Source organism: Mycobacterium sp. NGS54 (assembly GCF_059812465.1).
On record NZ_JCALCS010000005.1, the window covers coordinates 539358 to 554158 of the forward strand.

Genomic DNA, 14801 nt, shown 5'->3' on the forward strand with positions numbered 1-14801 from the left:
GGCCGGCTCATTTCCCGGTCAGCATGCGGTATTGGGCGGCCATCATCTGGTGCAGCGCGGTTTCTTGTTCGTTTTGGATGAAGTAGGCGTAGCGGTCGGCGCCGGCCACGCACCAAAACGCCAGGGTTTCGGTGAAGCATTTCGCCTTGGGCATCCCGCTGATGCCACCGACCCGGTGCGGGCCGGAATAGTCGGCCACGATGCGGGCCGCCGAGCCGGCGTCGGGTGTCTGGTAGACGCGGATTTCGGCGACCTCGGCTACCTGTTGGACCCCAACGGATTTGAACAGGGCCTGCATGTGAACCGCGTCGTCGGGTTCGAGGTGCAGGGCCCCATGAGCGTCGTAGACGCCGTCGCTGACGACCTCGTTTTCCGCGCGTTTCGGCAAGGTTCGGGCCAGCAGGCCGTCGGGGTCCAGCGGTAGCTGAGCCAGCCGGTCATACGGGGTGGGCTTGAACTTGTCGATGAGTGGCTGCTGCGGATCGAGTGTGGTGGCGATCAATTGCGCTGCAATATCCGTGTTTTGGGCCGAGGTGGCGGTTTGGGCCAGGATGTATTGGCCGTGCGCGGTTACCGCCGTCACCGAAAACCTCGGTTCCCCTGGGGTGGGGTAAACGGCGGTCCAACGGTAGGTCACCGCGGCGGTGCCGGCATAGCGGGGGATCGAAATGGGCTGGGTGGGAATGGGCTTGGTATCGAATGGCTCGGTGAGGGCCGCGCTCTTGGCCGCCATGGCGGCGACGGCGGCCGTGGCGTCGGCGGGCGTGTCCAGCTCCAAGACGATGTTGAGCAGGCCTTTGTAGGGCCCGGTGCCGGTGTGGCGGGAACTGGAAAACCCGGCCACAAACCTGTGACCCGCAAGGCCGTCACCCATCGGGGCGCCCAGCAATGCGTTGACCCCCTCATACGCCTTGACCGGACCCGTATCGACCTGGGCGTACTGAGTCAGGGCGGGATCGACTTCCCACGGGCCCACCACGTTGGTGGCGAGGCGGCGCGCCTCCGCCCATCCGCCCTCTCGGGGGGCGCCGGCGACACCCAGGGGCGGGCGCGGCGTGGTCGGATAGTTCCCCACGTCGAGCAACGCGACCTCAACGCCGTCCCAACCGCCCGCTCCCGCCGCCGTGGTGGCGGTCCCGTCGATCGTGGTGCTGCATCCGACGGCCGTGGCCACCACCGCGACGGCGACCCAGATTCGCGCCATCCTGTTCATGAGCCCGTCAGCATGAGGTATTGGGACGCAATGATCTGGTGTGCGTCGAGTTCTTGGCCGGCAGCGGCTTTGAACGCGTACCGGTCAACGGCGGCGACACACATGTAGCGCACCGTCGCCAGGTCGGGGTTGTCGGAGCCCCGGTCAAAGCAGCGCGCCGAGGGCAGCCCGCTGATGCCGGGCGCTGATTTATAGCCCAGGAAGGGGACATCCATGCGCACCAGCCCGTCGACGGCCCGAACCGCGCCGGTCGGGTCGACGGCCTCATAGACGGTGGTCCGGTCGGCCGAGACCCGCTGAATGCCGGCGTCGTTGTACATCGCCTGGGTGGCCACCGGGTCTGAGCGAAAGTTCAGCGCCCCGCGGGGCTCGTACACCGCGGCCTGGTTGACCGTCGGGTTGGTGGAGGGCACCGTGCGGGCTAGCAATCCGGTGGGATCGGCGGGCAGGCTGGCCAGCTGTTCCACCGGGCTGGCCTGGAAATGGTCTGCCGAAGGCCCTTGCAGGTCAAGGGTTTTGGCGATCATGTCGCCGACCGCGTCGGCGCTTTCCTTGGAGCCGGCGTACTGGTAGAGCACGAAGGGCCCGTGCGCGGTGAACGCCTCGGCCTCGAATCCTCCCGAGACGGCGGCGACGTTGGCCAAAGCGGTTGGGTAGCGGGGGATTTGCAGGCGCCTGGCGGGCACGTTGCCGGCACGCGGGATGGCCAGGTTGGCCGCGGCCATCGCCGAGGCGGCCGCCGCCGCGTCCTGCGGGCCGGCGAAACGCAGCACCGCGTTGTCGAGGATCTTGGGCTTGTCCGTCGCCGCACCGGGTTGTCCCGCCGGCACGGGCACTGTGGCGCGCCCGCTGACGAACCCCACCACAAAGTGGTGGGCGGCCGCTTGGTCGCCCATGGCGGTACCGAACACCAGCGCCGAGAGAGACCGGATGTCGGTGAGCGCGGTGGTGGGCGCCAGATCCGACTGCACCGAGATCAGTTTCGGGTCCACTTCCCACGGTCCGGTCACCATGCTGGCCATGCGCTGCGCTTCGACGCGACGCCCGGCGTCTTCGTTGGGCACAGTGCCCAGCGGGTCCCGCGGCCGGCGCGGATAGTTGCCGGGATCCAGCAAGGCCACATTGGCCGCCGGGGGAGCCGCGCCGCCAGACTTGACGGCGCTACCGGTCACTACCAAGGTACAACCGCTAATCAGCGCGATGACCAACGCCGCCATCAATGCCAGTGGCTTCGGCGCAGTGCCTAGTCGCCGCAGACCAACAAGACCCGCACCGCAGGCCTTGCCGTGAACGTCTTTCACCGACGCCCGCCCCGACCGAACTCGGGGGCGTCGGGGCGGGGGCTCAGCGCGTCCACGGGCTCGGCGCTCACCGAAGCGTTGCGGATCCCCACGGCCACGCCCCCTTTCGCTTCCCCAAGCACGTAAACAACCCAGAACACGGCCACGCGGGCCGCGAATGGTAGCTGATGCTACCAGCGTGCATCGCCGACATCGGGGGAATCAGGAGAGAGGCTGGGCATCGGCGGAGAGTCGCCCCAACCCGCGCCACCGGCCGTCAATCCTGTTGCGCTTGAAGGTCATTGGGTGCTAACCCGGTCCGCCATCCGCGCGGCGGCGGTGGTGGCCTGGTCGGCGCGGTTGAAGCCGCAGCTGCGGGTGTCGATCACGACGTTGTTGCGCGCGGTGAGTGCCCGTTGGCACCCCCAGCCGCGGGCCCCTTCCTGGGTGAAGACGACGCTGAGCATCCCGTCGCGGTTGGTGACCGTGCCGACGGTAAAGGTGATGGAGCCCTCAGCCGGGTTCGTGAGTGTCAGCGGCTTACCGTCGCACTTCCCCCAGTTCTCGGTTTGCTGAGCGGCGAACCTGGTAGCCGCCTCAGCGCTGGGATAGTCGATGACGGCCTGGCTGACGAGATGCCCGTCGCCGCGCAGGAATTGCGTCTGCACGCCCAGGTAGCCGCTTCCTCTCAACGCCTCGGTCAACGCCGGATGCTGGATGCCCTCGCAATCGGGCCTGTCGCTGGACAACTCGCTGAACGGGGAATCTGCATGGGCGTCGGGCATCACCCGAATGTCGGTGGCCGTTTCAATGCCGTTGACCGTTCCGGCATCCAGCAGCAGCCGGGGCAGCGCCTCAAGCGGCACGGTCGGTGCGGGGGGTGCCTGGCTGGGCGCGACCGACGGCGAGGGGGAGTCCGGCGCCGGACTGGCGGCCGAACGCGCCGGCGTGGGGTCGGATTCGCTCGCGATGGCGATCAGCCCCGTGCATGCGATGACGGCCACCACCGTGGCCGACACTCCGCCGATCCAGGCCCACTTGCGCCGGTCGCTGCGCCGCTGGGTCGGCGGCGGATAAGCCGGGGCCGGCCAGCCTCCGAAAGCCCACGGCGGGGGTGTCGGCGAAACCTGCCGGCCCGCGGGGAATGCGGCACTCCGGCGGGGGATAACCGCGGTCACCTCCTCGCTGCCGCGCCCGCCAGGCGGGGCCCACCCGGCCGGGCCCGGCGGCGCGACCCGTGCGCCGGGGTGCCCGCGTTGGGGATCGGCTGGGTACGGGTTCGGCTGACTTGTCATCGGATGTCCTTTCGGGGTGTGCGGCAACGCGCCCGCGCTCATGCTTCGAATTAGAGCACGCTAACCGTAGCGATGCAACAAGTAAATCGTTGCAGAGCTACGACATAGTTGCTAGCATGCGTCTCAGACCTGAAGCGGTGCTCCCGCCGCCCCGATAGGAGGACCCCTAATGACTGCTTGCTCGCTCACCCCATCGGCACCGGAAGGCGGCGCCGACATGCGTCTCCGCGGCCGGCGGACCCGGCGTCTAATGGCCACCGTCATGGTCGCCGCGGCGGGCCTGTGCCAGTTCTTGACCGGCTGCGCCGTCACGGCCACCGGGCGACCGGCGGCCGCCCCGGACCTGGGCCATTGGCAGCCCCCGCCGATCCTGAACCCGCTCCTGGGTGACCTGCTGCTCAGCGCCGCCGACGTCAATGCCGTCGGGCACACCGCGGGCATGACGCTGCGCACGCCGCTCACCAAGATGGGGCACGCCGAGGGCCTCGTTTCCACCCCGAGTTGCCTGGACGCGTATTCACCGATCCAGGCGGTGGCCTACGAAGGCAGCAGCTGGACGGCGGTGCAAGGACAGATTTTCGACGATGCCGCGTCTCCAGACGCCCCGATCAACCACGCCCTGGTGCAGGCCGTGGTCGGTTTCCGCGACGCCGACTCGGCCCGGCAGTACTTCAGCCAGGCCAAACCGCGCTTGTCGGTGTGCGCCAACCGCGCACTGACCGTCAACCGCCCGGGGCGTACGCCGGTGAGATGGATGTTCGGCGACTTGGTGGCCACCGACGGCACGCTGGGGATCCTCCGAACCGAGGAGAGCGGCGGCTTTGCCTGCCACCGCGCGCTGGGGCTGGCCAACAACGTGATCATCGATGCCCTGTGGTGCGGATTCGACACCACCAACCAAGCGGGCCAGGTGGTCGGCAGGATCGCCGCCGCGGTCTCGCAAGCATGACCGTGTCTCAGCCTCGGCCCTATCGGCACGCCTACCCGCAGCCGGCGCATGTCTATCCGGGGTGGGCGACCCCCGCCGCCGCGGGCAATCAACCGGTATTCCAGGTCCGGGTGACCAAGCACACGGGCCTGGCCATCGCCTGGTACCACCAGCGCTACACCGTCACCGGGACGCTGCAGCAATGCGAGGCCGCCATCAGCCAGGCTCAGCAGCACAACCTGCTCGCGGGGTGGTGGAGCCTGGCCTCGGTCCTCGTGTGGAACTGGGTGGCCCTGCTCGAAAATCACAGTGCGCGAAAGGCTTTGCGTCACCGAGCCGGTCGACTCAGTTGATCGTCAGCTGCGCGATCAGCGTCTCGAGAGCGGTAATGGCCTCCGGGGCGACGGCGCGCTCGGCTTCGGCGTCCTCCAGGACGGCGATCGGCAGGCCGGCACCGTTGGCGGCCTCCTCGATGCTCAGTTCGGCGCGGTGGCGCGCGTCGTAGAGCCGCTGGCCCAAGGTGGCCGCCGGTGACCGCGCGGCGCGCATCATCAAGTCGTTGTAGCTGCGCCGGACGCTGCTGAGGGCCAATACGACCGACGGCGTGCCCTTGGCGTTGCGGGCGGCGCTTGCCGCCAGCTTCTCGAGCTTGCGCAAATCGGCCAGGATCGCCGTGGCCCTCGGCGTGAAGTCCGGGTAGGAAGGGTCGGGCAGGTCGGCCATCGCCGCGGTGAGCGTGTGCATGGCCAGTTCGACCGTTTCGGCCATCAGCGGCGCCCGGACGGTGTCGGTGAGCACCTCGGTCGCCTCGTCACCGGGCGCGGCGGGTGGCACCCCGAGCGCGGTGGCTCGTGCGGGCGTGGTCGAAGGCTCGAGGCGGATGCGGGTGATAGTTCCCGCCGGCCAGTTCAGCGCTTTTTCCAGCTTGGACAGGGTGGCGCGGCGCGGCCAACTGCGGCCCTTCTCGAAGGCGATCAGGGTGCCGGCGTTGATGATCTTGTCCCGGGCCAGGCTGCGCTGGGTGAGGTCCAGCTCGTTGCGGCGTGCCGCGACCGCGCGACCGGCACGCACGACACCGGGATCGCTCTCGCCGTCCCACCATTGATCCTCGTCGGCCTGCTGCGCGGCGACGACGATCGTCGATTCGTCCGGTGGCGACGCGTCGGACGGACCGCCGGGGGTCAGCAGCACAGGAATCCCGTCGGCGGCGCCCAGAGAGATGGTGGTGGGCCCGGTGATCAGCACCGAGCTGCGGCGCACGCCGTCGACGAACATGCCGTTGGTGCTGGTGTCGATGGCCTGCCAGCCGTCGCGGTGCGGTTCGAGGCGAACATGCCATCGCGAGATCCGGTCGTCGTCGATCGTCACCGCCGCCGCGGCGTCCCGGCCGATGACGGCGACGCCGGCCGTCGGGAGCAGCGTGTGCGATCCGCGTCCGGCTCGCACGGTCAGGGTCGGTGCCGATGTGGACGGATCCGGTCTCACACTCGCCTCCAGTCGATGCGGTTGTCCGCGGTTGCTTCATGTTGCACCGCTGCATCGCTCGGAAATGCTACAGCTTTCCTGAGGCACTCGCCACGGTGCGCGCCGTGATTTGGCGGCCGAGTGTCACGGGACCGTGCCGCTTCCTTCGGCGCTGAGACGAGCACATACGCCGCTGAACTGCGCGAATTAGCAACACCGTCCACGCCATGTCGAGGAAGAGCCAGTGCAACAACTAAATTGTTGCAACCCACTAACGCTTCGATTACAGTCGTTGCATCAGGCGCGGATCCGCGCACGAAGGAAAGAGGAGCCATGACAGCGACCGCCGCACGTGAGCCGAGTGACGACTTCGTACCCGCCTGCGTGCGGGACCCCGAGCGGTGGACGACGACCGATCCGGACGACGAGGCGAAGGCGCTGTGCCGCGCGTGCCCCCGGCGCTGGCAGTGTGCCTGGGACGCGTACCACACGCCCGGCGCCCAGGGGCTGTGGGCCGGGGTGGTCATCCCCGAGACGGGACGTGCCAGGAGCTTCGCCCGGCGCCGCCTGCGCTCGCTGGCCGAACTGGGCGGCTATCCGATTCGCCCCCGACGACGGCGCGGCGCGGCCAAGGACCGTCGGCCGTCGCACTGACACACCGCCGGAACAGTCGGTTAGTGAGAGGTACCGATGAACCGTCCCTACCCCGCGAGCCCACCATTTCCCACGCCGTATCACCGGTGGCCGGACGCTCGACCGTATTACCCGCCGCAGTACGGAATGCCAATCCCGCCAAGGGGTTTAGCGATCTACCGGTGGCGGTGGTACGTCGGGGCGCTGGTTGCCTTCGTCGGCTCCGCGCTGCTGATCACGGGATTCGTCGCGCCGGCCTTCTGGGTCACCAAAAAGCTCGACGTCGCCACCGCCCAGGCCGGCGTGCAGCGTGTCCTGTCCGACCCATCAGGCTACGGAGCCAAGAACGTCGGCGATGTCGCCTGCAACGACGGGCAAAATCCCACCATCGCGAAGGGGAGCACCTTTACCTGCGCGGCGACCATTGATCGCGTCAAGCAATTGTTCGTCGTCACCTTCACCGACGATGCCGGCAACTACACGGTCGGCCGATCCCACGAAACCGGCGGCCGCACAAAGCAGTTCACGAGTCGATAGACCGCGGCAATCGGTCACACCTCGACGGCGGCGGCGATCTTGTTGACGACCTCGCCCGCTTGATCGGCGGTGTCGAATCCACACCAGAGCGTGTCGATGACGACGTTGTTGCGCACTCCCAACGCGCGTTCGCACGAGAAGCCACGGCCGGTGTCGAGGCTCTGCACGAGGCTCAGCGTGGTGTCGGTGGCCGCCAGCGCGCCGAACTTCCAGGCGACGGGGCTGTCGCCGGGCTGGGTGATGGTCAGCGGCCGGTTGGCGCAGGCGGCCCACCGCGGCTTGGCCTGGAGGAAGAACTGCTGGGCCACGTCGGCGTCGCGGAAGCGCACCACCGCCTGGAGCAGGGCGTGCTTGTTGTGGTCGGCCTTCGCGTGAGCGTTGTCGAGGAACTGCCCTTCCAGCGCGACCCAGCTGCTGTCTCGGTAGACGCTGGCCTCGACCGGCGAGTAGGCGTCGAGGCAATTCCGGTCGGAGACCACGTCGTCGCTGTGCGACATCTCCGAGATCGGCCTGCGCAGCGCCATGCTCGTGGTCTGCCCGACGGCGTTGACGTCCCGGGCGCTCAGCAGCAGGTTCGCCAAGCGCGCGTTGCGGATTGGCGCGGGCTGCCAGTGGCCCAGGTTCGGCGCCGCGACGGGACGCCCGGTGGTGGACACCGTGCAGCCGGTCAACATCAAGCACAGGCCGACCGCGGTGATAACCACGTAGCGCACACCGGCACCGATGGGTCCGGATGCAATCACTGATGTTGCAGTCATTCGCTGTTCTCCTGCCCGGTCGTCCCCCCGCACAACACCGCAACTGCGATTTAAATTCACAGTCTCGTCTTCTCAGCTGCGGTCCGCGATCAAATATGACGTCAGGAAAAGCAAAAGTGGTTGCGAAATGCCGGTTATGAACTGTCTATGGGTTTTCGCATGAACTCAGAGTGTCGCGCGCCTACTTCCGGCCCGGATAGACAATCGCCTGGGTCACACTGCCGCCGTTGACGGTCGGCCCCAGCAACGCGGTGAACGAGTTGGCCGCGGGGTCGTAGGTCAGCAGCGAAGTGCCGGGACCGCAGCCGGCCTTGGCCACGAGGACCAGCTTGTCGCCGCTCACTCCGTCGACGACCACGCTGTCGGACAGTCCGGGCACCTTCACCCGGGTGGCGTGCCCGTCGGGAGTCAGGCGGGACAGGAACACGGTGCCGCACCCGCCGATCGACTGCAGGTACGTGCCGCTCGGCAACTGCCACGCGTCGGTGTCGCCGAGGTCGCCGCTGAATCCGGGATCACGGCCATCTCCCGAGTTGACCGCCGTCAGCGCGGTCGGCGTCGTGCCGTCGATGGGCACCTGCCACAGCTGGCCGACGTGGGAGAAATGGCCGGTGTCGGTGCAGTGGGCGAGCACCACGGTTGGTGAGGTCCACCACCGGACCGGTCTGCACGCGGTGAGGTGCCCGGGTACCGGCAGCTCCTTCCCGGGCGTGCCCTCGTTGCCCATCAGGGCGAGGCCTTTGGTTGTGCCGACGACCAGCTGGGTGCCATCGGGTGTCGGCAGAGCTCCACCCTGATAGTCCGGCCCCAGCGGATAGGCCAGCTCCTGCTTGCCGGTGAGGTCGACACGTTGGAGCGAGGGCCGATCCGGATAGTGCCCCTTGCCGACCAACACGGCCGTGCCGTCGGGGCGCGCATAGCGGACGGGGCCGCCGTCGATGGCGTCGAAGGTGGTCTGATTGCCGTTGCGAAGGTCGACCGCAATGACCGATTCGTCGTACACGGACCCGGGTTTGGTCGCGTACAAAAGCGCGTGGCTGCGGTCCCCGGACCAGTCGATCAGGCGGGCGGTGGAGCCGGCCTGGAACGTGGTGATCGGGTAGCGCCCGCCGACGGGGTCAACCAGGTACAGCGTCGTGGTCACCTTGTTCACGTCGGGCTCGTTCGGATCCCGCCGCTCGCCGGGCCGATGGCTGATGGCCGGGCTCCACAGGGCGAGCATCCAGCCCGGGCCGACCTGCGACCACGGGATGGTCGCCATCGCGGCTTCGACACCGCGGGCCGCCGGCTGCGCCTCCACGGCGGGCGTGCCCGAGGGGTTATGCGCCGCAGTGGAATCGGTGATCGATGAGCACCCGGTGGCCAGCACCGCCGCCAGCGCGACGACACCCATCCGGTTGCGCCATGCGGCGGCGTGGTTGCGAATTCGCTTGGGGTTCATGTTGGTTCGTTTCCGTTCCTGCATCATGCGAGCATGGCTGCGAGTTCGATGCGGGGGACCGCGATTTTGTGGGGCCCGGCGTTGTCGTGCACCACTTGGTCTTGGCCGAAGAAGAAGATCACCGCGTCGTCGGTGATGCCGAAGTTTTGGTACGTCGTCTCGTCGAGATCGGCTGACGGGGCGTCCAATTCGGCCCTGACGATGGTGTTGAGCAGCTCCAGCGGTTTGCTCCCGGGCTTGAACAACGTGTCGAACGTGATGGGGACGCGCTTGGCGAGGTTGAAGTTGAACGCCCGGAAGGTGGTGTTCGGGTGACCTTCGTGGGCGAAGCCGGTGTCGTTGTCGATCTTGAGCACCAGGCTTTGGGTGCGGGCGTCCGGTTTCCCCGAACGGTAGGTCTTGGCGGTGACGGCGTACTGATACGGCCGATTCCGTCCGCCGCGCGGGCCGAACTTGGCGACCCAGTCGACGAAGTCGTCGCGATTCTTTTTCAGGAACGCGGCGACCGCCGGCATCTCCGGGTAGTCGATGGGGAAGCCCATGTCGATCGTGTAGCTGGGGGTCGCGCTCCGCACCTGGCAGATCCCTTTGGGTCCAACGGTTCCGCCGAGGTCGGTGCACGCCGATTGCCCCTGCGCGGCGGTCGATGTGGTGGTGGTCGCGGACGGCGCCGTCGCTGTGCCGCTTGTCGTGGAGCAGCCCGCCATCGAGAGTGCCGCCATGGCGAGCCCAATCGTCAGGACTCGGGTGATCGATTTCTTCATGCGTAAAAGCCTGCGGGGGAGGCCTTGCGCGATCCTTGCGTCAGCCTTGCGTCAGTTGACGGCCTGGACGCCGTCCCGCGCCATGGTCAGGTCGCCGCAGCTGATGACGCCCGCCGAGGTCCATGCCGGGTCTTGAATCGACGTCGCGGTGACGGTATCCGAGCGGCCGATCGTCGCCGTCGTGCCATTCAGGTCAATCTCGGTGCGGCGCACCGTCAAAAGGGGTGCGCCGTGTGTGTCCCGAACCTGAAGCAATCCGACCAGCCGGCGTCCGTCGCCGAGGTCGCTGCAGCCGATGCCGTCGCCGTTGCCCCTGTGGTGGCCGCGGTCGAAGCGGAATTCCGTGCCCTGCAGGTCGACAACCGGGGTGATGGTGCAGCCGGACACCGCGTACAGGATCGCGTCCCGGCCGGTGTCGACGATGATCTGGTGATTGCCGTCTTGCTGGGCGTCTATCAGCAGCGCGGAGCGTCGGATGGGGCTGGCGCTCACTATCTTTGCCTCGCCGTAACCCTGGCTGGTCGTGATGCCGACGGCCATGTCGGTGATCCACAGCGTGGCCGGCTGGCCGTAGACATCGCTGACGTCCTTGCTCGCCGCACCGGGCGGTGGCCCGCCCGGTCCACACCCCGCGTCGGCGACTGCGGGCGGCGCGATAAAAACACCGAACGACGCCATCGCGATGGCGAGGACAAGCGACAACTTCGGCTTCATTTCTGGTCTCCCGGATTTAGTTTGACAACGTTGTGATTGCCGATGTCGGCGACGTAGACGCTGCCCGCGGCGTCCACTGCGACCGTTACCGGCTGATTGAGGCCGCTGAACGGCAGCACGACGGGTTTGTCCGCCCCGGCCGCCAACTTCAGCACCTTCTTGCGCTCGGCGTCGAGCACATACAAACTTCCGGCGGAGTCCACCGCCATGCCTCCGACGCTGCCAAGGTCGAGCGGCAGCACCGTTTGGGTGTCCGTTCCCGCCGCTAGCTTCAGCACTTGTTTGAAGTCGCCCGCGTACACGTTGCCAGCGGCGTCCACCGCCATGCCGCCGACGCCGAGGATGTGTGCGAACGGCAACGCCGTCGGGGTGTGCGACCCCGCTTCGGCCTTCACCACGTGGACGGGCCTGCAGCACCCGCCGTCGGGGTAGACCCCACCCCCGTCGGTGCCGTAGGCGCTGCCGGCGGCGTCCACTGCTAGTAGTTCGCCGCGCAAGCCGAGATCGGGCAGTGGCAGCACGGTCTGGGTGCCCGACCCGGTGGCCAGCTTCACCAATTGCTCGTGTCCCGTGTCGAGGACCCACACGGCGCCCGCGGAGTCCGCCACCAGGCCGGCGTGAACGAACTGCGGCAACACGGTTTGGGTGTTCGACCGTGCCGGCAGCTTGATCACGCGGGTGGTCACGGAGGGCAGTCCCGCGTCACCCTTCGAGTGATGAAGGTCGGTGACATACACGTTGCCCTCGGTGTCCACCGCCAGATCGTGCGGATTTTCGAGGGCGGTGAACGGCAGCACCGTTTGTCGGGGCGCCGGCGAAGGCGTCGACCCACTTGGTGGGCTCATTGAGCCCGCGTGGGGGGTGCTGATCGAGCATGCCGCGCCGAACGTGGTAAACGCGATCGTCACCGCGGCGATCAGCAGACGCCTTCGAAGTCGTTGCTGGCGGCCGGTATTGGCCATGTCGATCTCCCTCGCTACTGCTGGCCCGGGTAGGGCACCGCGTTGATGACGCCGCCACCGTTGACCGGCGGCCCGAGCAGCACCGTCGACGTGCCGCTCGCGGGGTTGTAGTCAATCAGCGCCTGACCGCCGCCGCACCCCGACCTGGTTTTGATGTCCAGGTCGCCGCCGTTGACGCCGAGCACGACGACGCTGTCGCTTTTCACGTCGGGCATCGAGACCTTTGACGTCGTGCCGTCGCCGTTGACCTTGGCGAGGAAGATGACGCCGCACGCGCCTGCGGCCTGAACGTACCTGCCGGCGGGGACCTGCCACGCGTTCAAGTCGCCGTAGTCGGGGCCCTTCTGGCCGTTGTTCGGCGCGGTGAGCGCGGTCGGTGTCCCACCGTCGATGGGCACCAGCCACAGCTGCGATCCGGCGGAGCCACTGCAGCGGGTGACGGCGATCGTCGAGTCGGCATCCCAAAACCGCGTCGGTGTGCAGTCCTTTTGCCCGGCGATCGGCAGCGCCTTGCCGGGCGCGCCGTCGTTGCCCATGAGAGCCAGGCCGGAGGCCGTGCCGAGCACCAGCTGCGTGCCGTCCGGTGTGGACAGATACCCGTCGAAGTCCTGCCCGACCGGGTACGTCATCTGGTGGTTGCCGGCCAGGTCGACCCGCTCGAGCGATCCGGGCTTCGAGTCGCGCCACTTGTACAGCAGCACCGCCTTGCCGTCGGGGCGCGTATAGCGCGGGTTCACGCCGCTGCGCTCGACGGTGAACGTGGTCTTCGCGCCGCTGCGCAGGTCGACCTCGGTGACGACCGTGCGGCCCTTCTCGTCCATGGAGAACAGGGCCCGGGTCCCGTCGCCTGACCAATCGACCAGCTTCGGGCTTTGACCCTTGCCCGGCGGCGGAAAGGTGGTGATCGGGTAGCGGCCACCGGCGGGATCGACCAGATACAGCGTCGTCGTTGCCGTCTCCCAGGTCGGCGTGCCGGGCGGAGGCGTCTCGCCGGTATGCAAGCCCGGAACCGGGCTCCAGACGGCGAGCATCCAGCCGGGACCCACCTGCGACCAGGGGACGGCTCCGAGCGGGGCCTCGACGCCATGGGCCGCCATCGGCTGGGCGTTGTCGGGTTGGGCCTGCGCGGCGGGCGCGAGGGCGATCGTCGCGGCGGCCATTGCCATCAGCGCGGACATCGCGCGGGACGTGGTGGTCATATCGGGCTCCTGAGAGACGCTTCCGGGTCTTCACCGCCCGGTCATGTAGAGGCTGCGGCGGGCGCCTTGCGCGTTTCTTGCGCGAACCTTGCGTCGGGTCGTCGAACCGCCCGGGACGGCTCGCGCAGCAAAGAGCTGCATAGCCCGGCCGCCTCGGGAGATACTGCGTCGGTACCCGAGGAATCGAGGCGGTGGTAGTGGACGCGCGCGTCGGTACGACGTTCGGCAAGTACAACCTCACGCGCCAGCTCGGCAAGGGCGGCGGCGGGGTGGTGTACGAGGCATACGACACCGGCAAAGGGCGGACCGTCGCGCTGAAGATCCTCGCCGAAGATCTCTCGACCAACGACACGTTTCGGACCAGATTCCAGCGCGAGTCCCAGGCGGCGGCGATGCTGCAGGAACCGCACGTCATCCCGATCCACGACTGGGGCGAGATCGACGGCAGCCTCTACATCGACATGCGCCTGGTCCAGGGGCAGACCCTGCTCGACCTGATTGCCGAAGGCCCGCTGACGCCATCGCGGGCGGTGGCGATCATCGGTCAGGTCGCCGCCGCCCTGGACGCGGCGCACGCCGAGGGATTGATTCACCGCGACGTCAAGCCGCAGAACATCATCGTCACCCCGGCCGATTTCGTGTACCTCGTCGACTTCGGCATCGCGCAGACTAAAGGGGACCCCCGGCTGACGACCGTCGGGACTCAGATCGGCACCTTGAATTACATGGCGCCCGAACGGTTTAACGACAAGGCGACGACGCCCGCCGTCGACGTCTACTCCCTGGCGTGCGTCTTGTACGAGGCGCTGACCGGGGACGCCCCGTTCGCCGGCGACAGCCTCGAGCATCTGGTGGCGGGCCACCTCGTCTTGCCGCCCCCGCGACCGAGCGTGGTGAACAAGCGCATTCCGGCGGCGCTCGACGAAGTCGTCGCGCGTGGCATGGCCAAAGATCCCGACGAGCGGTACGGAACGGCGGGCGCCCTCGCCCGCGCCGCGCAGCGAGCATTGGGAGGCCCGTCGGGCGACGGGGACCGCACGCGACCGTTTACGGCGGGTGCCGTTGCCTTCCGCGGCGCGACGGACGAGATCGCGACGGGGGAGCTGCCGAGGCGCCATTCGGGCGAAGGCAAGCGGAGATGGCTGCTGCCGACCGTGATTGGGCTCTCGGCCGCCCTTATTCTCGCGGGCATCGGCGTGGCCATCGTGCTTGTCGCCCAATCGCCGGCCGGCCAGCCGCAGATCTCGCCGCCGCGCGCCTCGGTGCCCCCGCTGATAACGGGACCCGATCTGAGCAGCCTGCATCAGTCCTGCGATCAGGGCTTCTCCTTGCCGACGGCCTCGGGGTTCGGCACCCACGCCGGACGCGGGACTCCGGAAACGTCATGCCTTTTCGCCAACAGCGTGCTGACGTCGTACTGGGCCGAATACGGCAACGCCAGCCCGCTGCCCCGGGCGATCTCGGCGCCGGGCGCCGTCGACTGTAAGACCGTGCCCGGCGCGCTGTGCAACGGCTCGAACTTTCTCATGCACTGCCAGCAGCACCCGGGCGACAGCTGGATTACGTGCGTCGGCGGCAGCAGCGCCCGCGTGTACCTGTGGTGACGGCGAAGG

General features: G+C 68.2%; 15 protein-coding genes. 5 read left to right on the forward strand and 10 right to left on the reverse strand.

The genetic code is table 11. The features are described 5' to 3' along the window. Positions 1-7 precede the first annotated feature (7 nt). The 3 genes from AC5Y5E_RS18445 to AC5Y5E_RS18455 all read right to left on the reverse strand — a co-directional run bounded on the left by AC5Y5E_RS18445 (position 8) and on the right by AC5Y5E_RS18455 (position 3788). A complete protein-coding gene (locus AC5Y5E_RS18445) occupies positions 8-1213 on the reverse strand; it encodes a DUF7373 family lipoprotein (protein ID WP_499904131.1) in 1206 nt (401 codons plus the stop codon). Further along, positions 1210-2385: a DUF7373 family lipoprotein gene (locus tag AC5Y5E_RS18450; RefSeq protein ID WP_499904132.1), complete on the reverse strand. Its 1176-nt coding sequence runs from the start codon at positions 2383-2385 to the stop codon at positions 1210-1212. The genes AC5Y5E_RS18445 and AC5Y5E_RS18450 overlap by 4 nt, the downstream gene beginning before the upstream one ends. 407 nt (positions 2386-2792) lie before the next feature. Next, positions 2793-3788, reverse strand: coding sequence for a sensor domain-containing protein (locus AC5Y5E_RS18455; protein ID WP_499904133.1), 996 nt, complete (start codon positions 3786-3788; stop codon positions 2793-2795). A gap of 250 nt (positions 3789-4038) precedes the next feature. On the opposite strand from AC5Y5E_RS18455, the gene AC5Y5E_RS18460 reads away from it, so the two are divergent. Then, positions 4039-4737: a sensor domain-containing protein gene (locus AC5Y5E_RS18460; protein ID WP_499904134.1), complete on the forward strand. Its 699-nt coding sequence runs from the start codon at positions 4039-4041 to the stop codon at positions 4735-4737. A 2-nt stretch (positions 4738-4739) separates the two neighbouring features. Continuing rightward, positions 4740-5069 carry a hypothetical protein gene (locus AC5Y5E_RS18465; RefSeq protein WP_499904135.1) on the forward strand — a complete coding sequence of 110 codons (330 nt, stop codon included), beginning with the start codon at positions 4740-4742 and terminating at the stop codon, positions 5067-5069. Here the strand turns inward: AC5Y5E_RS18465 and AC5Y5E_RS18470 are convergent. Beyond that, positions 5062-6201 carry an FHA domain-containing protein gene (locus tag AC5Y5E_RS18470; RefSeq protein WP_499904136.1) on the reverse strand — a complete coding sequence of 380 codons (1140 nt, stop codon included), beginning with the start codon at positions 6199-6201 and terminating at the stop codon, positions 5062-5064. The two genes, AC5Y5E_RS18465 and AC5Y5E_RS18470, sit on opposite strands and share 8 nt — an antisense overlap. A 312-nt stretch (positions 6202-6513) precedes the next feature. On the opposite strand from AC5Y5E_RS18470, the gene AC5Y5E_RS18475 reads away from it, so the two are divergent. Both AC5Y5E_RS18475 and AC5Y5E_RS18480 read left to right on the forward strand, forming a co-directional pair. Further along, positions 6514-6834, forward strand: coding sequence for a WhiB family transcriptional regulator (locus AC5Y5E_RS18475; protein WP_499904137.1), 321 nt, complete (start codon positions 6514-6516; stop codon positions 6832-6834). A gap of 36 nt (positions 6835-6870) precedes the next feature. Continuing rightward, positions 6871-7350, forward strand: a complete 480-nt coding sequence (locus AC5Y5E_RS18480) for a DUF4333 domain-containing protein (RefSeq protein ID WP_499904138.1) — start codon at positions 6871-6873, stop codon at positions 7348-7350. A gap of 14 nt (positions 7351-7364) precedes the next feature. On the opposite strand, the gene AC5Y5E_RS18485 is transcribed toward AC5Y5E_RS18480, so the two are convergent. The 6 genes from AC5Y5E_RS18485 to AC5Y5E_RS18510 form a co-directional block, all read right to left on the reverse strand. Beyond that, positions 7365-8108, reverse strand: a complete 744-nt coding sequence (locus AC5Y5E_RS18485; protein ID WP_499904139.1) for a sensor domain-containing protein — start codon at positions 8106-8108, stop codon at positions 7365-7367. A 181-nt stretch (positions 8109-8289) separates the two neighbouring features. After that, on the reverse strand, positions 8290-9549 hold the full coding sequence (locus AC5Y5E_RS18490; protein WP_499904140.1) for a hypothetical protein: 1260 nt from the start codon (positions 9547-9549) through the stop codon (positions 8290-8292). A gap of 23 nt (positions 9550-9572) precedes the next feature. Further along, a complete protein-coding gene (locus AC5Y5E_RS18495) occupies positions 9573-10313 on the reverse strand; it encodes an esterase (protein ID WP_499904141.1) in 741 nt (246 codons plus the stop codon). A 51-nt stretch (positions 10314-10364) separates the two neighbouring features. After that, positions 10365-11027 carry a hypothetical protein gene (locus tag AC5Y5E_RS18500; RefSeq protein WP_499904142.1) on the reverse strand — a complete coding sequence of 221 codons (663 nt, stop codon included), beginning with the start codon at positions 11025-11027 and terminating at the stop codon, positions 10365-10367. Then, the gene (locus AC5Y5E_RS18505; protein ID WP_499904143.1) at positions 11024-11989 is read right to left on the reverse strand and encodes an NHL repeat-containing protein; all 966 of its coding nucleotides are present in this window, start codon (positions 11987-11989) and stop codon (positions 11024-11026) included. Before AC5Y5E_RS18505 ends, AC5Y5E_RS18500 begins: the two co-directional genes overlap by 4 nt. A 14-nt stretch (positions 11990-12003) precedes the next feature. Beyond that, positions 12004-13188 (reverse strand): TolB-like translocation protein, encoded by a 1185-nt coding sequence (locus AC5Y5E_RS18510; protein WP_499904144.1) that lies wholly within the window; start codon positions 13186-13188, stop codon positions 12004-12006. 197 nt (positions 13189-13385) lie between these two features. On the opposite strand from AC5Y5E_RS18510, the gene AC5Y5E_RS18515 reads away from it, so the two are divergent. Beyond that, entirely contained in the window at positions 13386-14792 is a 1407-nt protein-coding gene (locus AC5Y5E_RS18515) for a serine/threonine-protein kinase (RefSeq protein WP_499904274.1), read from the forward strand. The last annotated feature ends 9 nt before the right edge of the window (positions 14793-14801 follow it).

Excerpts from the sequence above, each read along its gene's own strand:
- AC5Y5E_RS18445 (WP_499904131.1), bottom strand. The coding sequence starts at position 1,213 with ATGAACAGGATGGCGCGAATCTGGGTCGCCGTCGCGGTGGTGGCCACG.
- AC5Y5E_RS18455 (WP_499904133.1), bottom strand. The coding sequence starts at position 3,788 with ATGACAAGTCAGCCGAACCCGTACCCAGCCGATCCCCAACGCGGGCAC.
- AC5Y5E_RS18460 (WP_499904134.1), top strand. The coding sequence starts at position 4,039 with ATGGCCACCGTCATGGTCGCCGCGGCGGGCCTGTGCCAGTTCTTGACC.
- AC5Y5E_RS18475 (WP_499904137.1), top strand. The coding sequence starts at position 6,514 with ATGACAGCGACCGCCGCACGTGAGCCGAGTGACGACTTCGTACCCGCC.
- AC5Y5E_RS18480 (WP_499904138.1), top strand. The coding sequence starts at position 6,871 with ATGAACCGTCCCTACCCCGCGAGCCCACCATTTCCCACGCCGTATCAC.
- AC5Y5E_RS18485 (WP_499904139.1), bottom strand. The coding sequence starts at position 8,108 with ATGACTGCAACATCAGTGATTGCATCCGGACCCATCGGTGCCGGTGTG.
- AC5Y5E_RS18490 (WP_499904140.1), bottom strand. The coding sequence starts at position 9,549 with ATGAACCCCAAGCGAATTCGCAACCACGCCGCCGCATGGCGCAACCGG.
- AC5Y5E_RS18495 (WP_499904141.1), bottom strand. The coding sequence starts at position 10,313 with ATGAAGAAATCGATCACCCGAGTCCTGACGATTGGGCTCGCCATGGCG.
- AC5Y5E_RS18500 (WP_499904142.1), bottom strand. The coding sequence starts at position 11,027 with ATGAAGCCGAAGTTGTCGCTTGTCCTCGCCATCGCGATGGCGTCGTTC.
- AC5Y5E_RS18505 (WP_499904143.1), bottom strand. The coding sequence starts at position 11,989 with ATGGCCAATACCGGCCGCCAGCAACGACTTCGAAGGCGTCTGCTGATC.
- AC5Y5E_RS18510 (WP_499904144.1), bottom strand. The coding sequence starts at position 13,188 with ATGACCACCACGTCCCGCGCGATGTCCGCGCTGATGGCAATGGCCGCC.